This window comes from Streptomyces sp. CWNU-52B (assembly GCF_047444975.1).
In the GTDB taxonomy this organism is placed as follows: domain Bacteria; phylum Actinomycetota; class Actinomycetes; order Streptomycetales; family Streptomycetaceae; genus Streptomyces.
Window position 1 is genome coordinate 145,046 of sequence record NZ_JBLFJV010000024.1, and the last position, 16,650, is coordinate 161,695.

General features: G+C 71.2%; 15 protein-coding genes. 8 read left to right on the forward strand and 7 right to left on the reverse strand.

Annotated elements, in window-relative coordinates:
• Window positions 1-107 precede the first annotated feature (107 nt).
• Window positions 108-767 (reverse strand): heme oxygenase (biliverdin-producing), encoded by a 660-nt coding sequence (locus ACLVWQ_RS23860; RefSeq protein WP_414111181.1) that lies wholly within the window; start codon window positions 765-767, stop codon window positions 108-110.
• Between the two features lie 183 nt (window positions 768-950).
• Window positions 951-1,808: a type I methionyl aminopeptidase gene (map, locus tag ACLVWQ_RS23865; protein ID WP_414111182.1), complete on the reverse strand. Its 858-nt coding sequence runs from the start codon at window positions 1,806-1,808 to the stop codon at window positions 951-953.
• A 58-nt stretch (window positions 1,809-1,866) separates the two neighbouring features.
• Between map and ACLVWQ_RS23870 the strand changes: the two genes are divergently transcribed.
• The gene (locus ACLVWQ_RS23870) at window positions 1,867-2,097 is read left to right on the forward strand and encodes a hypothetical protein (RefSeq protein WP_414111183.1); all 231 of its coding nucleotides are present in this window, start codon (window positions 1,867-1,869) and stop codon (window positions 2,095-2,097) included.
• A 205-nt stretch (window positions 2,098-2,302) separates the two neighbouring features.
• Here ACLVWQ_RS23870 and ACLVWQ_RS23875 read toward each other — a convergent pair whose 3' ends face one another.
• A complete protein-coding gene (locus ACLVWQ_RS23875) occupies window positions 2,303-2,950 on the reverse strand; it encodes a hypothetical protein (protein ID WP_414111184.1) in 648 nt (215 codons plus the stop codon).
• Window positions 2,951-3,053: 103 nt separating this feature from the next.
• Here ACLVWQ_RS23875 and ACLVWQ_RS23880 point away from each other — a divergent pair, with 103 nt between their 5' ends.
• From ACLVWQ_RS23880 to ACLVWQ_RS23890, 3 genes are all read left to right on the forward strand, one after another.
• Window positions 3,054-4,157 carry a sialidase family protein gene (locus tag ACLVWQ_RS23880; protein WP_414111185.1) on the forward strand — a complete coding sequence of 368 codons (1,104 nt, stop codon included), beginning with the start codon at window positions 3,054-3,056 and terminating at the stop codon, window positions 4,155-4,157.
• 54 nt (window positions 4,158-4,211) lie between these two features.
• Entirely contained in the window at window positions 4,212-4,916 is a 705-nt protein-coding gene (gene npdG, locus ACLVWQ_RS23885; protein ID WP_414111186.1) for an NADPH-dependent F420 reductase, read from the forward strand.
• 144 nt (window positions 4,917-5,060) lie between these two features.
• Window positions 5,061-5,252: a hypothetical protein gene (locus ACLVWQ_RS23890; RefSeq protein WP_414111187.1), complete on the forward strand. Its 192-nt coding sequence runs from the start codon at window positions 5,061-5,063 to the stop codon at window positions 5,250-5,252.
• Window positions 5,253-5,265: 13 nt separating this feature from the next.
• Here ACLVWQ_RS23890 and ACLVWQ_RS23895 read toward each other — a convergent pair whose 3' ends face one another.
• A complete protein-coding gene (locus ACLVWQ_RS23895) occupies window positions 5,266-6,066 on the reverse strand; it encodes a site-2 protease family protein (protein WP_414111188.1) in 801 nt (266 codons plus the stop codon).
• Between the two features lie 190 nt (window positions 6,067-6,256).
• Here ACLVWQ_RS23895 and ACLVWQ_RS23900 point away from each other — a divergent pair, with 190 nt between their 5' ends.
• Window positions 6,257-9,646: an AfsR/SARP family transcriptional regulator gene (locus ACLVWQ_RS23900; RefSeq protein WP_414111189.1), complete on the forward strand. Its 3,390-nt coding sequence runs from the start codon at window positions 6,257-6,259 to the stop codon at window positions 9,644-9,646.
• A 5-nt stretch (window positions 9,647-9,651) separates the two neighbouring features.
• Here ACLVWQ_RS23900 and ACLVWQ_RS23905 read toward each other — a convergent pair whose 3' ends face one another.
• The 3 genes from ACLVWQ_RS23905 to panB form a co-directional block, all read right to left on the reverse strand.
• Window positions 9,652-10,479, reverse strand: a complete 828-nt coding sequence (locus ACLVWQ_RS23905) for an ABC transporter permease (RefSeq protein WP_414111190.1) — start codon at window positions 10,477-10,479, stop codon at window positions 9,652-9,654.
• Window positions 10,476-11,552: an ATP-binding cassette domain-containing protein gene (locus tag ACLVWQ_RS23910; protein WP_414111191.1), complete on the reverse strand. Its 1,077-nt coding sequence runs from the start codon at window positions 11,550-11,552 to the stop codon at window positions 10,476-10,478. The genes ACLVWQ_RS23905 and ACLVWQ_RS23910 overlap by 4 nt, the downstream gene beginning before the upstream one ends.
• Before the next feature lie 217 nt (window positions 11,553-11,769).
• The gene (gene panB, locus ACLVWQ_RS23915; protein ID WP_414111192.1) at window positions 11,770-12,645 is read right to left on the reverse strand and encodes a 3-methyl-2-oxobutanoate hydroxymethyltransferase; all 876 of its coding nucleotides are present in this window, start codon (window positions 12,643-12,645) and stop codon (window positions 11,770-11,772) included.
• 208 nt (window positions 12,646-12,853) lie between these two features.
• Here panB and ACLVWQ_RS23920 point away from each other — a divergent pair, with 208 nt between their 5' ends.
• The 3 genes from ACLVWQ_RS23920 to ACLVWQ_RS23930 all read left to right on the forward strand — a co-directional run bounded on the left by ACLVWQ_RS23920 (window position 12,854) and on the right by ACLVWQ_RS23930 (window position 16,561).
• The gene (locus ACLVWQ_RS23920; protein ID WP_414111193.1) at window positions 12,854-14,428 is read left to right on the forward strand and encodes an MFS transporter; all 1,575 of its coding nucleotides are present in this window, start codon (window positions 12,854-12,856) and stop codon (window positions 14,426-14,428) included.
• Window positions 14,429-14,601: 173 nt separating this feature from the next.
• On the forward strand, window positions 14,602-15,240 hold the full coding sequence (locus ACLVWQ_RS23925; protein ID WP_414111194.1) for a TetR/AcrR family transcriptional regulator: 639 nt from the start codon (window positions 14,602-14,604) through the stop codon (window positions 15,238-15,240).
• A gap of 283 nt (window positions 15,241-15,523) precedes the next feature.
• On the forward strand, window positions 15,524-16,561 hold the full coding sequence (locus tag ACLVWQ_RS23930) for an endonuclease/exonuclease/phosphatase family protein (RefSeq protein WP_414111195.1): 1,038 nt from the start codon (window positions 15,524-15,526) through the stop codon (window positions 16,559-16,561).
• The last annotated feature ends 89 nt before the right edge of the window (window positions 16,562-16,650 follow it).

Here is a 16,650-nt window from a genome sequence, read left to right on the forward strand (position 1 = left end):
CGCGGGGAACGGCGCAATCTTCTAGGGGCGCGAGGAACTGCGCGCCCAGCCCCCACCCACCCGCACCCACAACCCCGCGCACACAACCCCGCACCCCAGTGGAACGCTCACGCGCTGACGCTGAACTCTTCCCCCAACGCCCGAAACACCCCACTGTTCAAAGCGAACGCCCGCTTGCACTCACCGACGATCCGCTGCCTCTCCACCTCGTCCCCCGGCACCGCGTCGAGCAACTCGCGATACCCACGCTTGAACGCCGCGGGGTTCCCGATGTCCTCGAAGACATAGAACCGCACCCCGTCACCCTTCCGCGCGAACCCCCACGTCTTCTCCGCCGTGCCACGGATGATCTGCCCGCCGGAGAGATCCCCGAGGTAGCGCGTGTAGTGATGCGCGACATACCCGCCGGGCCAGCTACGGGCACACTCGGCCACCCGCTCCGCGTACTCCCGCGTCGCGGGCAGCGCGGTGAGGCCGTCGCGCCATCCCGCCCCCCGCAGATGGGCCAGGTCCCGCTCCAGCGAGGCGAGCCGCATCAGCTCGGGCTGGATGAACGGTCCCGCCACCGGATCGTCGGACAGATCGCGCGCGCCCGACTCCAGGGCCTCGTACACGAACCACAGCTGCTCGGTGTAGCGCGCGTACGCGTCCACGCCGAGCCTGTCGCCGAGCAGATCGCTCATGAAGGTCGAGGTCTCCGCCTCCACGTGCTGTTCGTGTGACGCGGTGCGGATGAGCGTCGAGAACGGTGTACTCGACGGGTTCATGAGGGCCTCCGGGACGAAGCGGGAGAGACGGGAGTCGGACCCATGTTCTATGGTTAGGCTTACCTAAGTCAATGGGTTTCCGACGCGCTGTCGGTAAAACCGTACCCCGGATCCCCGCCGTTCCCACACGAAAGAGCCGCCCGCTCCGGGAGGAGCGGGCGGCTTCTGTCGGATCGGGCGGACCTACGGCAGGGTCAGCACCTCGGCGCCGCTGTCCGTGACGACCAAGGTGTGCTCGAACTGCGCGGTCCGCAGCCGGTCCTTCGTGACGACGGTCCACCCGTCGTCCCACATGTCGTACTCGTACGTCCCCAGCGTCAGCATCGGCTCGATGGTGAACGTCATCCCGGGCTGGATCACGGTCGTGGCGCGCGGACTGTCGTAGTGCGGGACGATCAGCCCGGAGTGGAACGACGAGTTGATGCCGTGCCCGGTGAAGTCCCGGACGACGCCGTAACCGAACCGCTTCGCGTACGACTCGATGACCCGGCCGATGATGTTGATCTGGCGGCCGGGCCTGACCGCCTTGATGGCGCGGTCGAGCGACTCGCGGGTCCGCTCGACCAGCAGCCGCGACTCCTCGTCCACGTCCCCGACGAGGTACGTGGCGTTGTTGTCGCCGTGCACGCCCCCGATGTACGCCGTCACGTCGAGGTTGATGATGTCGCCGTCCCGCAGGACCGTGGAGTCCGGGATGCCGTGACAGATCACCTCGTTCACGGAGGTGCACAGGGACTTCGGGAAGCCGCGGTAGCCGAGCGTGGACGGGTAGGCGCCGTGGTCGCACATGTAGTCGTGCGCGACCCGGTCAAGTTCGTCCGTGGTGACGCCGGGCGCGATGAGCTTCGCGGCCTCGGCCATGGCGCGGGCGGCGATCCGGCCGGCGCGGCGCATCGCCTCGACGGTCTCGGGCGTCTGCACCTCCGGTCCCGTGTACGGGGTCGGCGCGGGCTTGCCGACGTACTCGGGGCGGCGGATGTTTCCGGGCACGGAGCGGATGGGGGACAGCTCCCCTGGGACGAGCAGCGACTGGCCAGACATGTCAGCGAGTCTAACCAGCGGAGATGGGGGAACATGGCGGTGGCGAGAGGAGATGGTCATGGCTCTGTTCAAGAAGCGGACGGTCGGCAAACCGGGCGAGTGGTACTACTGCCTGGAGCACAAGAAGGTCGAGGAGGGCCCCGATTGTCCGGGCAAGGACCGCTTCGGTCCTTACGCGTCCCGCACGGAGGCCCAGCACGCGATGGACACGGCCCGCGAGCGCAACCTGGAATGGGAAACGGACCCCCGCTGGCACGACGCCGCTCCGCGGGACCCAGAAAACACCTAACCCTTTTCTTCCCACCCACCCAAAGAGCCAGGCCCCGCGCCCCCACACCCCGCACCCCCACCCCTAGGGGCGCGGGGAACGGCGCGCTCAACCCCCACACCCCCGCACCCAACACACACCCCCGCACCCCCACCCCTAGGGGCGCGGGGAACTGCGCGCTCAACCCCCACCGACCCGCACCCGGCACACGAACAACCCCGCGGCCTCACCACCGCACCCGAGGCGGAGCCGTCAGGCTGTCCGTCAGGCGTGACAACCGGTCCCTGAACCGCCGCCGCCCCCGAACCCCCGGCACCACCCCCTCCCCGGCCGCCGCACTCACCAGATGCTGCACGGTGTCCAGATCCAGCCCGACGCCGTCGCCCACGCCGTCGCCCGCGCCCACGCCCGCGTCCACCCCCACCGCCGGCACCGCCAACGACTCGTGCGCCAACCCCCGCAGCTCACCACCCCCCGCCCCGAGCGCGAGCACCACCACCCCGCCCCGCCGCGCGTCATGCACCCGCTCCAGAAGCGGTGCCTCAGGCGTACCCGGCGCCACCACCAGCAGCGTCTCCCCCCGCCGAGCCGCCTCGATCCGCCCGAGCCCCACCGCCAGGTGCGCCGGAGCCGACGCCGACGCCCCGTGCCGTACGAGCGTCGGCGTCAGCTCCGGCGTGCCCGACCACGCCGCCTCGTCCACCAGATGCGCCGCCAGATGCCACGGCTCGTACTCCGCCGTCCCCACCAGCAGCAGCCCACCCCCGTGCGGCAGCACGGACGACCGCAGCGCCCCCGCGAACCGCCGCGCGGCCCCAGGCCACTCGGTCCCGGCGAGCACTTCACGCAACAAGGCCACCCGTACGGCATCCATACGTCCGCATCCTGCCGCAGCCGGCAACTCGTCAAGTGGAGTTCACCCTGAATTCGCCCGAGCTGGGCATGGTGTGCCACCCCGTCGGCAATGGGAGGTCTTCATGACGACGATCAGCGAGACGACGTCCGTGCCGTTCCGCGGCGGCCAGGAGGGCTACGCGAGCTTCCGTATCCCGGCCGTCGTCGCCACCGCGCAGGGCACCCTGCTCGCCTTCTGCGAGGGCAGGGTCGGCTCCCGCGACGACTTCGGCCACATCGACATCGTGCTGAAGCGGTCCACGGACGGCGGAACGACCTGGGGCCCCCTCCAGGTCGCCGCCTCGAACGGCGAAGCCCTCGCGGGAAACCCCGCCCCCGTCGTCCTCGACACCGGCAGGATCCTGCTCGTCCACGTCCGCAACGCCGCCCTCGCCACCGAGGACGCCATCCGCCGCGGCAAGGTGAGCGCCGCCGACGGACGCCGCGTCTGGATCCGGCACAGCGACGACGACGGACTCACCTGGTCGGCCCCGAGAGAGATCACCGAGCGGACGAAGAGAGCGACCTGGCGCTGGTACGCCACCACCCCGGGCCACGCCCTCCAGCTCACCACCGGACGCGTCGTCGTACCCGCCAACCACTCCCTCCCGCCGACCGGCACGGACAACGGCACCGAGGGCAGGTACAACGGCGGCCACTGCCTCCTCAGCGACGACCGAGGCGAGACCTGGCGCCTCGGGTACGTCGACGACAACCCCGACAACCACATCAACGCGAACGAGACCACCGCCACCGAACTCCCCGACGGCCGCGTCTACTTCAACACCCGCAACGACTCACCCGCCCCCGGCACCCGCGCCGACGCCTGCTCGTCGGACGGCGGCGCGAGCCTGCTCAAACCCTTCCGCCCGCAGGCCGGCCTCACCGGGCCGATCGTCGAGGGCAGCGTGCTCCAGCTCCGCGACCCCGACGTCCTCCTCTACTCCGGCCCCGCCGACCCCGGCTTCCGCGCCCTGATGACCGTCCGCGCCAGCACCGACGGCGGCATCACCTGGCGGACGGCGCACACCGTCGACGGACTGCCCGCCGCCTACTCCGACCTGGTGCGCGTCGACGCCGCCACGGTCGGGCTCCTGTACGAGACGGGCGACTTCAGCGCGTACGAGACGATCACCTTCCGGCGCGTGGCCGTGGCGGCTCTCACCCGAGTGACCGCCCTCACCTGAGTGACGGCTCTCACCTGACGGCACCGACCGGAACCGCGCACGTAAAGTCGGCCCATGACCTCTACTGACAGTGCACAGAAGGCCCCCGCCAAGGACCCCTGGGACCTTCCCGACGTCTCCGGGCTCGTCGTCGGCGTGCTCGGCGGCACCGGTCCGCAGGGCAAGGGTCTCGCCTACCGGCTGGCCAGGGCGGGCCAGAAGGTGATCATCGGTTCGCGGGCCGCGGAGCGCGCGCAGGCGGCCGCCGACGAACTCGGACACGGGATCGAGGGCGCCGACAACGCCGAGACCGCCCGCCGCAGCGACCTCGTGATCGTCGCCGTGCCGTGGGACGGACACGGCAAGACCCTGGAGTCCCTGCGCGAGGAACTGGCCGGCAAGCTCGTCGTCGACTGCGTCAACCCGCTCGGCTTCGACAAGAAGGGCGCGTACGCGCTGAAGCCCGAGGAGGGCAGCGCCGCCGAACAGGCCGCCGCCCTGCTGCCGGACTCCCGCGTCACTGCCGCCTTCCACCACCTGTCGGCCGTACTGCTCCAGGACCCGGAGATCGACGAGATCGACACCGACGTGATGGTGCTCGGCGAGGAGCGCGCGGACGTCGAGATCGTCCAGGCGCTGGCCGGCCGCATCCCGGGCATGCGGGGCGTGTTCTCCGGGCGGCTGCGCAACGCCCACCAGGTCGAGTCGCTGGTGGCGAACCTCATCTCGGTGAACCGTCGCTACAAGGCCCACGCGGGCCTGCGCCTGACCGACGTGTAACCGGTCGGACCAGCCGGACCGGTCCGACCGGTCCCGGCGGGGCGGAGCGCGTACGGGCGTGTTCCGGACGTGGGGGACACTGGAACCGAGCAGTGTCCCCTCTCCCGATCCCCGTACCCTCCCAGTTCCTCCAGGAGCCGACCCGTGTCCCGACTCGCCCTCTACGCCCTCGTCGTCTGTGTCCTGGCCACCGCGGCGGCCGTCGTCTCGTTCACCAGGGGCAGCCTGCTGGGCATCGTGTGGGTGCTGCTCGCGGGCCTGTCGTCCAACATGACCTGGTACTACCTGCGCCGGGACCGGGCGCGGCGCAGGGCGTCGTCGTCCGTCACGGGCTGACCGGACCCGCCCGTCACCGGCCGATCGAGCAGTACTGGTCGGTGTCGGTCCAGAACCGGTACAGGTTCTGCCCGCAGTACGTGTGGATCTCGTCGATGCCCAGGGTCCGCAGCAGCGCGTCGATCGCGTCGAAGAACTGGCCGTTGATCTCCGGGATCCACAGGATCGCGAAGACGAAGAGCAGCCCGAACGGCGCGAACGGCTCCACCTGACGACGGATCTTGTACGAGAGCCAGGGCTCGATGACGCCGTAGCCGTCCAGGCCCGGGATCGGCAGGAAGTTCAGCAGCGCGGCCGTGACCTGGAGCAGCGCGAGGAACGCGAGGGCGTACCGGAAGTCCGCCGGTACGCCGTCCAGCGCGTCCAGCCAGAACGGGGCCGTGCAGACCACCGCGAACAGCACGTTCGTCAGGGGCCCCGCCGCCGAGATCAGGCTGTGCTTCCAGCGGCCCCGGATCCGGCCCCGCTCGATGAAGACCGCGCCACCGGGCAGACCGATGCCGCCCATGATGACGAAGAGGACCGGCAGCACGATGCTGAGCAGCGCGTGCGTGTACTTCAGCGGGTTCAGGGTCAGATAGCCCTTCGCGCCGATCGAGATGTCGCCGCTGTGCAGGGCCGTGCGCGCGTGCGCGTACTCGTGCAGACAGAGCGAGACGATCCACGCCGCCGTCACGAACAGGAAGACGGCGATACCGGGCTGCTCGGCGAAGTCCGTCCAGGTGGCCCAGCCGGTCACCGCCGCGACGGCCACGATCCCGATGAACACGGGGCTGATCCGCCGGTCGCTGTGCCGGCCTGTGGCGGTGGTCATGGGGTGGGGCTCCCTGGAATGCTGGAATGTTCGAACGGGCTGGGCGTGCCGGGTAGACCGTACCGGTGGTCCGGGAGGAACGTCCTACGAAGGGCCGGAGGTTCCTGCGGCCCCCCATTCTCGTCCCCGCCCGCCCCGTGGTTCATGCCGGTACAAAATCCGGGGCAGGTCCGGGGCGCCGACAGGGACAATGGTCTTCGTGCGCTACCGCATCCTTGGCACCACCCAGGCACTCCGTACCGACGGCACGCTCGTCCAGGTCGGCGGGGCGCGGCTGCGCGCCCTGCTGACCGTCCTCGCGCTGCGCCCCGGCCGGACCGTGTCCACCGCCGTACTGGTCGACGAGGTCTGGGGCGCGGACCCGCCCGCCGACGCCCCGGGCGCGCTGCAGGCCCTCGTCGGCCGGCTGCGCAGGGCCCTCGGCGCGGACGCGATCGGCTCCGCCGAGGGCGGCTACCGGCTGCGCGCGACGGCCGACGACGTGGACCTGCACCGTTTCGAGCGGCTCGCGGGCGAGGGCTCCCGCGCGCTGGCCGACGGCGACCCGGGCAAGGCGGCCGTCGTCCTCGACGACGCCCTCGCGCTCTGGCGGGGTCCCGCCCTCGCCGACCTGCCCGACCGCACCGCGGAGTCGGCCCGCTGGGAGTCCCGCCACCTCGACGCCCGGCGTGCCCGCCTCACCGCCGCCCTCGCCCTCGGGGAGGCCGAACAGTGCCTGCCCGACCTCACCGCACTCTGCGACGCCCACCCCCTGGACGAGCCCCTCCAGCTGCTGCGCCTGCGCGCCCTGCGCGACGCGGGCCGCACCGCGGAGGCCCTGGCCGGCTACGAGGCCGTACGCCGGCTCCTGGCGGACCGGCTGGGCACGGACCCGGGGCCGGAACTGCGGTCGCTGCACACGGAGTTGCTGCGCGGCGCCCCCGCCGGACACGACCATGCCCATGCCAATGCCCATGCCGGTCCCGGCGCCGGGCCAGGTCCCGCGCCCGCTCCCGGTCGCCGTCCCGTTCCCGAGCCCGCCTCGTCCGGCCCCGGTGCCGAGCCGCCACCACGCGAGCGTCCCGCGCCGGTCCTGGGCAACCTCCGGGCCCGGCTCACCTCCTTCGTCGGCCGGGGCACCGACCTGGCGACCATCCGCGGCGATCTCACGTCGGCCCGCCTCGTCACCCTGCTCGGACCGGGCGGCGCCGGGAAGACCCGGTTGTCGCAGGAGGCCGGGGAGAGCGTCGCGGAGTCCGTGCCGGACGGGGTGTGGCTGGCCGAGCTCGCGCCGGTCGACGACCCGGAGGCCGTCCCCGAGGCCGTCCTCACCGCGGTCGGGGCGCGGGAGACCGTGTTGCGCAGCGCCGGGGCCGAGGAGCTGCGGGTCGCCACCGACCGGCACGACGACCCGGTCGTGCGGCTCATCGAGCACTGCGCCAAACGCCGCATGCTGCTCGTCCTCGACAACTGCGAACACGTGGTGGACGCCGCGGCCCGGCTCGTGGAGCAACTGCTCGAACGCTGCCCCGGACTGACGGTACTGGCCACGAGCCGCGAACCCCTGGGCGTACCGGGGGAGTTGCTGAGACCGGTCGAGCCGCTGCCCGAGCCGTACGCGCTGAAGCTGCTCGCCGACCGGGGCGCCGCCGCCCGGCCGGGGTTCCGGGTCGAGGACGATCCGGAGGCCGCCGCCGAGGTCTGCCGGCGGCTGGACGGGCTGCCGCTCGCCATCGAACTCGCCGCCGCCCGGCTGCGGATGCTCACCCTGCGCCAGATCGCCGACCGCCTCGACAACCGCTTCCGCCTGCTGACCTCCGGCAGCCGTACGGTCCTGCCGCGCCAGCAGACCCTGCGCGCCGTCGTCGACTGGTCCTGGGACCTGCTCGACGAGGACGAACGCGACGTCCTGCGGCGGCTGTCCGTCTTCGCCGGCGGCTGCGACCTCGCCGCCGCCGAGGCCGTCTGCGGGCCCGCCGCACTGGAGGCGCTCGGTTCGCTCGTCGACAAGTCCCTCGTGGTGGCCGGCCCTTCGGGCACCGGCGAGGGCGCGATGATGCGCTACCGGCTCCTGGAGACCGTCGCCGAGTACGCGGGTCAGCGGCTCGACGAGTGCGGCGAGCGCTTGGCGGCCGAGCGCGCCCACCTCACGTACTACCGCGAACTGGCCCGCACCACCGACCCGTTGTTGCGCGGCCCCGGCCAGCGCGAGGCCATCGAACTGCTCCAGCTGGAGAGCGAGAACACCCGCGCCGCACTCCAGCACGCCGTCGCCGAGGGCGACGAGCAGGAAGCGCTCTGCCTCGTCCTCTCCCTCGCCTGGTACTGGCAGATCCGCGATCTGCGCATGGGCACCCGCAACTGGACGCGGGAGGTCATGGCCCTGGGCCCCGACCCCTTCGCGCCGCCCACCGCGCACGCCGTCCCGCTGTACGAGTCCTGCATCGCCGAGCCGCCGCCCATGAGCCCGGACGTCCTCGTCGAGGCCAGGCGCGGCGTCCACCTCCTCCATCTCGCCTGTATGGACCTGGAGCTGGACACCTGGCAGACCCCGGAGGCCGAGGCCAAGCTGCGGGCCGTCACCGAGGCCTACGAGCCAGGCTATCCGCAGGTCTGCCGCAACCCCGGCTATCTCTGGTTCTTCGCCGTGCTGCTGACCGGCGACATGGAGCAGCTGCGCCGGGTCATCGACGCGAGCGTCGAGACCAGCCGTGCGCTGGGCTCCGGATGGGAGCTGGCCGTCTCCCTGCAGATGCGCGCCAACATGCTCGCCAACCGCACCGACTGGGCGGGCGACGCGACCCGGGACGCCGACGAGTCGCTGGAGATCTTCGTCCGGCTCGGAGACGCCTGGGGCGCCGCCGAGGCGCTCTCCGCGCGGGGCGAGGCGTACGAGCGCAAGGGTGAGTACCAACTGGCGGCGGCGGACTACGCGACGGCCATCACCCACGTCGACCGTCTGGGTGCCCGCGCCCAGGTGGCCATCCTCAACACCCGGCTGGGCAGTGTGCTCATCGACTCGGGCGAGACCGGGCGGGGCGAGCGGCTGCTGCGCGAGGTCCTGGAGCAGGGCAACGGCGCCCAGAACGAGGCCATGCCGGGGGCCCGGCTCTTCCTCGCGATGTGGCTCGGCCGTACCGGCCGGGTCGCCGAGGCCCGGGTGCAGCTGGAGCGGCTGTGGGACGACTTCGGCGCGGTGCGGTTCGTGGTCTTCGACGGGTTCGTCCTGGGCGTGGAGTCCTGGCTCGACTCGTTGGACGGTCTGCACGACGAGGCGCTGGTGAAGGCGCGCGGAGCCCTGGAGCGGTCCCAGGACCCGCTGACGGAGATGATCGCGCCGCACATGGTCTCGGCGCATCTGACCGTTGCCGCCATCGCGCTGACCGGGGTCGACGGCGGCCGGCACGCCGCGGACGCCGCACGGTGCCTCGGCGCGGCCGACGCGCTCCTGCCGTCCGGGCACCTGCGGGCCGTCGCGGAGCGGGAGATGCGGGCCCAGGCCGAGGCGGTGGTCCGCGAGGCCCTCGACGAGGCGGCGTACGACGCCGCGTACGCGGCGGGCGGCGGCCTCTCCTTCGAGGAGGCCGCCGCCCTGGTGTGACGCGCTCAGCTCTTGGTGCGGTACTTGTGGATGGCGATCGGGGCCATCACGACGGTGATGACGACCGACCAGCCCAGAGTGATCAGGACGTCGTGGGCGACCGGCTGGCCGCCGTTCATCAGACCCCGGGCCGCGTCCGCGAGGGACGACAGCGGGTTGTAGTCGGTGAACGTCTGGAGCCAGCCCGGCATGGTGGACGGCGGCGAGAAGATCGACGAACCGAACTGCAGGGGCATCAGCACGAGGAACCCCATTCCTTGGATGGCCTGGGCGTTCTTCATCGCCACGCCCATGGTCAGGAAGATCCACATCACGGAGGAGCCGAAGATCAGGGCCAGGCCGATGGCGGCGAACAGGCCGGGGACGTTCGACACGGACAGGCCGAGGATGAAGCCGACCGCGAGCAGGATCGCCGTGGCGATCAGCAGCCTGCCGATCTCGACCGCGATCTTGGCGATCAGGACCGAGGCGCGGGAGATCGGCAGGGACCGGAAGCGGTCCATCACCCCCGTCTGGAAGTCCTGGTTGAAGCCGGTGCCCACGCCCATGGCGATGTTCATGCCCATCATGGCCATGAGGCCGGGGACGACGTAGTTGACGTACTCGTCCTGGTTGCCCTTGCCGGCGATCGCGCCGCCGAAGACGAACACGAAGAGCAGCGTGAACACGATCGGCATCAGGACGGCGTCGAACATCGACTCCGGGTCCTTGCGGATCCACAGCACGTTGCGGCGGACGAGGGCGCTGATGTGCCGCAGGTGGGCGCGCAGGCCGACGTTGGGATCGTCGTCGGTGCCGAGCGCCGTGGGAGCGTCGATGACGGTGGCGCTCATACGGCGGCCTCCTCGTAGGAGCGGTCGGCCGGGAGGTCCCGCGCATCGCTCGGCTGGTTCGGACTGTTCGGGTCGGCCGGGTCGGTGGCACGGTGGCCGGTGAGGGAGAGGAACACCTCGTCCAGGCTGGGCAGTTCGGTGCGGAGGTCGGCGAGGGTGATGCCGCGGGCGGTGAGCGCGCCGACCACCGCGGTCAGCTGCTCGTCGCTGAGGATCGGGACGAGGACCGTGCCGGTGGCGATGTCCAGCGTGGCGCTGCCGGGACCGGTGAGGCCGAAGTCGTCGAGCGCGGCGGCCGTGGGGCGCAGCTCCAGCGGGTCGGCCGGGCGGATGCGCAGGACGCGGCCGCCGACCTTCGCCTTCAGGTCGTCGATGCCGCCGTTCGCAATGACCTTGCCGTGGTCGATGACCGTGAGCTCGCTCGCGAGGTGCTCGGCCTCTTCCATGTACTGGGTGGTGAGCAGGACGGTGACACCGTCGCGGACCATCCGCTGGACCTCGCTCCACACTTCTTTCCGCGTCCGCGGGTCCAGGCCGGTCGTCGGCTCGTCGAGGAAGAGGACGGTCGGGCTGCCGATCATGGACGCGGCGAGGTCGAGGCGGCGGCGCATGCCTCCGGAGTACGTGCTCGCCGTGCGCTTGGCCGCGTCGGTGAGCGAGAAGCGCTCCAGGAGTTCGTCGGCGCGGGTCCTGGCGTCCTTGCGGGTCAGGTCGAGGAGCCGGCCGATCAGGTAGAGGTTCTCGCGCCCGGAGAGCTTCTCGTCCACGGAGGCGTACTGACCGGTGAGGCCGATCACGCGGCGGAGGCGGCGGGGCTGGCGCAGGACGTCGTAGCCGGCGACGGTGGCCCGGCCGGAGTCCGGTATGAGGAGGGTGGAGAGGATGCGTACGAGGGTCGTCTTGCCCGCGCCGTTCGGGCCGAGGACGCCGCGGACGGTGCCTTCGCGTACGTCCAGGTCCACGCCGTCCAGTGCCTTGGTCTCGCCGTAGTGCTTGACCAGTCCCCGCACGGTGACGGCGTGGGTGCCGGTGCCGTTGCCCCCCGGCTGGGGATCTTTGTCGATTCGCGTCATGGCAACCAAACTGCCACCCCCCACCGACAAACCACCGACAGCCCACCGACAGGCTCCGCCGGGGGCCGGGTGCGCAGTTCCCCGCGCCCCCAGGTACCTGGGGGCGCGGGGAACTGCGCAACGGGGGTTCGGGGGCGGAGCCCCCGGGGGAAACGGCAGCCCGCCGATGGGGGAAGTCGGCGGGCTGCCTTCGTGCCGCAGTGGTCCGGTGGTGGGACTAGTGGACGGAGTGCTCCTCCTGAGGGAACGTTCCGCCGACGACCTCGTCCGCGAACGCCTTCGCCGCCCCGCTCATGACCCCCCGCAGATCCGCGTACTGCTTCACGAACCGCGGCATCTTGCCCCCCGTGAGCCCGAGCATGTCGGTCCACACGAGAACCTGCGCGTCCGTCTCGGCCCCCGCCCCGATCCCGACCGTGGGAATGTGCAGCACCCGGGTGACCTCCGCGGCCAACTCCGCCGGCACGAGTTCGAGGACCACCGCGAACGCCCCCGCGTCCTGCACGGCCTTGGCGTCACGCAGCAACTGCTGCGCGGCCTCCTCCCCGCGCCCCTGGACGCGGTACCCCATGGAGTTCACGGACTGGGGCGTGAGCCCGATGTGCGCCATCACGGGGATCCCGGACTGCACGAGCAGTTCTATCTGCCCGTGCGAGCGCTCGCCGCCCTCCAGCTTGACGGCCCCGACCCCGGCCTCCTTGACCAGCCGGGTGGCCGACCGCAGGGCCTGCACCGGCCCTTCCTGGTACGACCCGAACGGCAGGTCGCCCACGATGAGGGCGCGCGAGGTGCCCCGTACGACGGCGGCCGACAGCATGGTCATCTCGTCGAGCGTGACGGGCACGGTCGTCTCGTAGCCCAGGTGGCAGTTGCCCGCCGAGTCGCCGACGAGCATGACCGGGATACCGGCCTCGTCGAAGACGGACGCGGTCATCGCGTCGTACGCGGTGAGCATCGGCCACTTCTCGCCGCGCTCCTTGGCGACCGTGATGTCGCGCACGGTGATACGGCGTGTGCCCTTGCCTCCGTACAGCGCCCTGGTGTTGTCGCTGCTGCTGTCGGTGGTCTTGCGGGCAGCCGAAAGCTGCGTCATTGCAACGGCTCCTTCTGTCATCTCGAAGCGCCCTCACGGCGTCTCCGGACCGCCTCCATGGTGGCACCTCGTGCCACCGAACGGCTAGGGGGTGCGTCCGGCGTCACTCCGGGCGGAGCCTCAAGCGCGGGCCCGGAACACGTAAGGGCTCGGTAAAGGATTCCGATACGATACGGTCTCGTATCGGATATCGCCTAATCTCGTCGGCATGACAACTCCCGCCGACACCGCCTCCCGGATACCGGAGGCCGTGCACCGACGACGCTGGGCGATCCTCGGTGTCCTGATGCTGAGCCTGCTGATCGTCGTCCTCGACAACTCGATCCTGAACGTGGCGATCAAGACCATCGCGACGCCCGCCCCGACCGGTCTGGGAGCCACCCAGAGCGAGCTGGAGTGGGCCATCAACTCCTACACCCTCGTCTTCGCCGGCCTGCTCTTCTCCGCGGGCCTCCTCGGTGACCGGCTCGGCCGCAAGAAGGTCCTGCTCGGCGGCCTCCTCGTCTTCGGTGTCGGCTCGGCGCTCGCGGCCTCCTCCGGCTCCCCGGTCGAACTCATCTCGTTCCGCGCGGTGATGGGTCTCGGCGCCGCCTTCGTGATGCCGGCCACCCTCGCGGTCCTGATGAACGTCTTCGAGCGCGACGAGCAGCCCAAGGCGATCGGCATCTGGGCCGGCGGCGTCGGTCTCGCCATCGCCATCGGCCCGATCACCGGAGGGGTCCTGCTCGACCACTTCTGGTGGGGCTCCGTCTTCCTGATCAACGTGCCGATCGTGATCGTCGCCCTCGGCCTGATGGTCTGGCTCGTCCCGGACTCCCGCGACCCGAAGCCCGGCCGGATCGACCCGGTGGGCGTGGTGCTGTCCGTCATCGGGCTCGTCCTGCTGGTGTACGGCATCATCAAGGGCGGTCAGCTCGCCGACTTCACGGACCCCACGGTCCTGGCGACCATCGGTGCCGGACTCGCCGTACTCGTCGGCTTCGTCGTGCACGAGAAGCACAGCGACCACCCGTCCGTCGACGTCGACTACTTCAAGGACAAGGTCTTCTCCGCGGCCATCTCCGCCATCGCGCTGGTGTTCTTCGCGCTGATGGGCGTGACCTTCTTCGCCGTCTTCTACACCCAGAGCGTCCGCGGGTACTCGCCGCTGCAGACCGGCCTGCTGATGCTGCCGCTGGCCGTCGCGCAGCTCGTCTTCGCGCCGCGCGCCCGGCTGGTCGTGGCCCGCTTCGGCAACAAGGCCACCACGACGGGCGGCATGCTCACCATCGCCGCCATGCTGGCCGCGTTCGCCCTGCTGGAGGCGGACACGCCGATCTGGGTCCTGGAGGTCGTCTTCTTCCTGATGGGGACCGGGATGGCGCACATCATGACGCCGACCAGCGTCGTGATCATGCAGACCCTGCCCCGCGAGAAGGCGGGTTCCGCCTCCGCGCTCAGCAATACGTTCCGCCAGGTCGGCGGCGCCCTGGGCATCGCCGTACTCGGCTCGGTCCTCTCGGCCGCGTACCGCTCGGGCATCGAGGACAAGCTGCCCGTGGCCGCCCGGCACACCGCGGGCGAGTCCATCGAGGCGACCCTCGGCTTCGCCGCGAAGCTCGGCCCGAAGGGCGACGCCCTGGTCGGTCCGGCCAACGACGCCTTCCTGCACGCGATGCACGTCACCGCCCTGTGCGGCGCCGGTGTCGCCCTCGTGGGCGCGGTGGTGGTGGGTCTGTTCCTGCCGGGCCGCACCCCGGACCCGGCCGAGAAGGAGCCGGAGCTGGTGGGCGCGGACCACTGACCGCACGCACCACCGACGGCACGCACCACAGCGCGACGGGGGTGAGGTGACCGGGGTGATGCGACGGGGGACGGAGAACCCAGGGACAATCGGTTCGGGACGGGACCTCTGGGCAGCAGCTCTGGTCAGGACCTCGGGGCAGGACACGGCACGCGAGAGGGCGGAGCGGACACGTGGGCGTCGCGAAGCGGGAGGCGGGCGCGGCCGGGCGAGGCGGCGGGGCCGCCAGAGGACGCCCGCGCAGTGAGGCGGTGGAGCGCTCGATCATCGAGGGCGTGATGAAACTGCTGGAGGACGGCGTACCGCTCGCGGAGATCTCCATCGAGCGGGTCGCGCGCGTCGCCGGTGTCGGCAAGGCCACCATCTACCGGCGCTGGAGCGGCCGCGAGGAGCTCTTCTGCGACGTGATGCGCACCGCCGAACCGCCCGACCCGGAGCTGCCCGGCACCTCCATGCGCGAGGACCTGATCGTCGTACTCGAGTCGCTGCGGCGGCGCGGGCTGGCCAACCGCTCGTCGGCGATCATGCACAACGTGTACGCCCAGATGAAGAGCAGTCCCAAGCTGTGGGCGGTGTACCACGCGACGGTCATCGAGCCGCGCCGCCTGATCACGCTCGACGTGCTGCGGCGCGGCCAGGCGAACGGCGAGTTCCGTGCGGACGTCGACGTCGAGCTGGCCAACGACCTCTTCATGGCCCCCATGCTCGTCCGCGCGGTCATCCGCCCGGACGCGGAGCTGGAGGAGGGGCTGCCCGAACGGATCGTGGACACGGTCCTGGCGGGCCTGGGGCCGGACTCCGCGGCCCCCTGAGCCGGCAGCGAACGCGCGCGGTCGCTGTGATCACTCGCACTCGATCCCACCTGATCGCTCCCGATCGCCACCGACCGCTGTCGGTCGTACGTGATCGGACGTGATCTCGAATGTGCGTGTTCCGTCACAGACCACCCCACCTGGCGCGGTCCCGGAACTCGGCGCACCTGCTCGGTCGTCCTCGTGCCCGTACGGCCGTCATGCGACGGCGGGAACGACCGCGATCATCCCCTAGGGTCTTAGGCGCGAGGACGATGTGAACGGCAGTTGGTGAGGCGACGGTATGGCGCAGGCGTACATGACGGAGACGGGCAGCGGTGGCCAGGATTCCGACCGCAGGGGAACCCGGATTCGCCGCCTGCTCACAACCCTCCGTACCGACCGGGGGATCTGGCGCCGGGGGATCGTCCTCGGCGTGTTCGCCCTCCTGCTCGCCCTGGTGATGGCGGTGCACGCGCAGATCCCGAACAAGATCGGCAACCTCGGCAGTCTCCTGGAGACGTTCCTGCCCTGGCTGGGGCTGGCCGTCCCGGTGCTGCTCGCCCTCGCGCTGTTCCGCAGGTCCGCCACCGCGCTGCTCGCCGTGCTGGTGCCCACCGTCGTCTGGGCCAACCTCTTCGGGGGACTGCTCATCGACAGGACGGGCTCCGGCGGGGACCTCACCGTCGCCACGCACAACGTCAACGCGGACAACCCCGACCCGTCCGGCACGGCCCGCGACGTGGCCGCCTCCGGCGCGGACGTGGTGGCCCTGGAGGAGCTGACGATCTCGGCGGTCCCGGTCTACGAGAAGGCCCTCGCCTCGACGTACAAGTACCACTCCGTGCAGGGCACGGTCGGCCTGTGGAGCAAGTACCCGCTGAGCGGCGCCGCTCCCGTCGACATCAAGCTCGGCTGGACGCGCGCGATGCGGGCGACGGTCACCATGCCCGAGGGCAAGCTCGCGGTGTACGTGGCGCACCTGCCCTCCGTGCGGGTGAAGATGGAGGCCGGGTTCACCGCCCGGCAGCGCGACAAGAGCGCCGACGCGCTGGGCAAGGCCATCTCCCACGAGAAGCTGCCGGACGTCGCCCTGCTCGGCGACCTGAACGGCACGATGAACGACCGCGCGCTGAACGCCGTCACCGCCCAGATGCGCTCCACCCAGGGCGCGGCGGGCAGCGGCTTCGGGTTCAGCTGGCCGGCGTCGTTCCCGATGGCCCGGATCGACCAGATCATGGTCAGGGGCGTCGAGCCGATCACCTCCTGGACCCTCCCGGAGACCGGCAGCGACCATCTCCCGATCGCCGCCCGCGTGAAGCTCTCGGCAACCGCTTCGTAACCCCGGGGAATACTGGACCTGGGAGGCTTTGTTCCGTACGTGAACATAAAGCGCACGGAACACCGCTCACCCCTTTGAAAGGCCCTTTC

Bases quoted from the DNA above. Each gene is read 5' to 3' on its own strand.
- ACLVWQ_RS23860 (WP_414111181.1), bottom strand. From the start codon at position 767: ATGAACCCGTCGAGTACACCGTTCTCGACGCTCATCCGCACCGCGTCA.
- map (WP_414111182.1), bottom strand. From the start codon at position 1,808: ATGTCTGGCCAGTCGCTGCTCGTCCCAGGGGAGCTGTCCCCCATCCGC.
- ACLVWQ_RS23870 (WP_414111183.1), top strand. From the start codon at position 1,867: ATGGCTCTGTTCAAGAAGCGGACGGTCGGCAAACCGGGCGAGTGGTAC.
- ACLVWQ_RS23875 (WP_414111184.1), bottom strand. From the start codon at position 2,950: ATGGATGCCGTACGGGTGGCCTTGTTGCGTGAAGTGCTCGCCGGGACC.
- ACLVWQ_RS23880 (WP_414111185.1), top strand. From the start codon at position 3,054: ATGACGACGATCAGCGAGACGACGTCCGTGCCGTTCCGCGGCGGCCAG.
- npdG (WP_414111186.1), top strand. From the start codon at position 4,212: ATGACCTCTACTGACAGTGCACAGAAGGCCCCCGCCAAGGACCCCTGG.
- ACLVWQ_RS23895 (WP_414111188.1), bottom strand. From the start codon at position 6,066: ATGACCACCGCCACAGGCCGGCACAGCGACCGGCGGATCAGCCCCGTG.
- ACLVWQ_RS23900 (WP_414111189.1), top strand. From the start codon at position 6,257: ATGGTCTTCGTGCGCTACCGCATCCTTGGCACCACCCAGGCACTCCGT.
- ACLVWQ_RS23905 (WP_414111190.1), bottom strand. From the start codon at position 10,479: ATGAGCGCCACCGTCATCGACGCTCCCACGGCGCTCGGCACCGACGAC.
- ACLVWQ_RS23910 (WP_414111191.1), bottom strand. From the start codon at position 11,552: ATGACGCGAATCGACAAAGATCCCCAGCCGGGGGGCAACGGCACCGGC.
- panB (WP_414111192.1), bottom strand. From the start codon at position 12,645: ATGACGCAGCTTTCGGCTGCCCGCAAGACCACCGACAGCAGCAGCGAC.
- ACLVWQ_RS23920 (WP_414111193.1), top strand. From the start codon at position 12,854: ATGACAACTCCCGCCGACACCGCCTCCCGGATACCGGAGGCCGTGCAC.
- ACLVWQ_RS23930 (WP_414111195.1), top strand. From the start codon at position 15,524: ATGGCGCAGGCGTACATGACGGAGACGGGCAGCGGTGGCCAGGATTCC.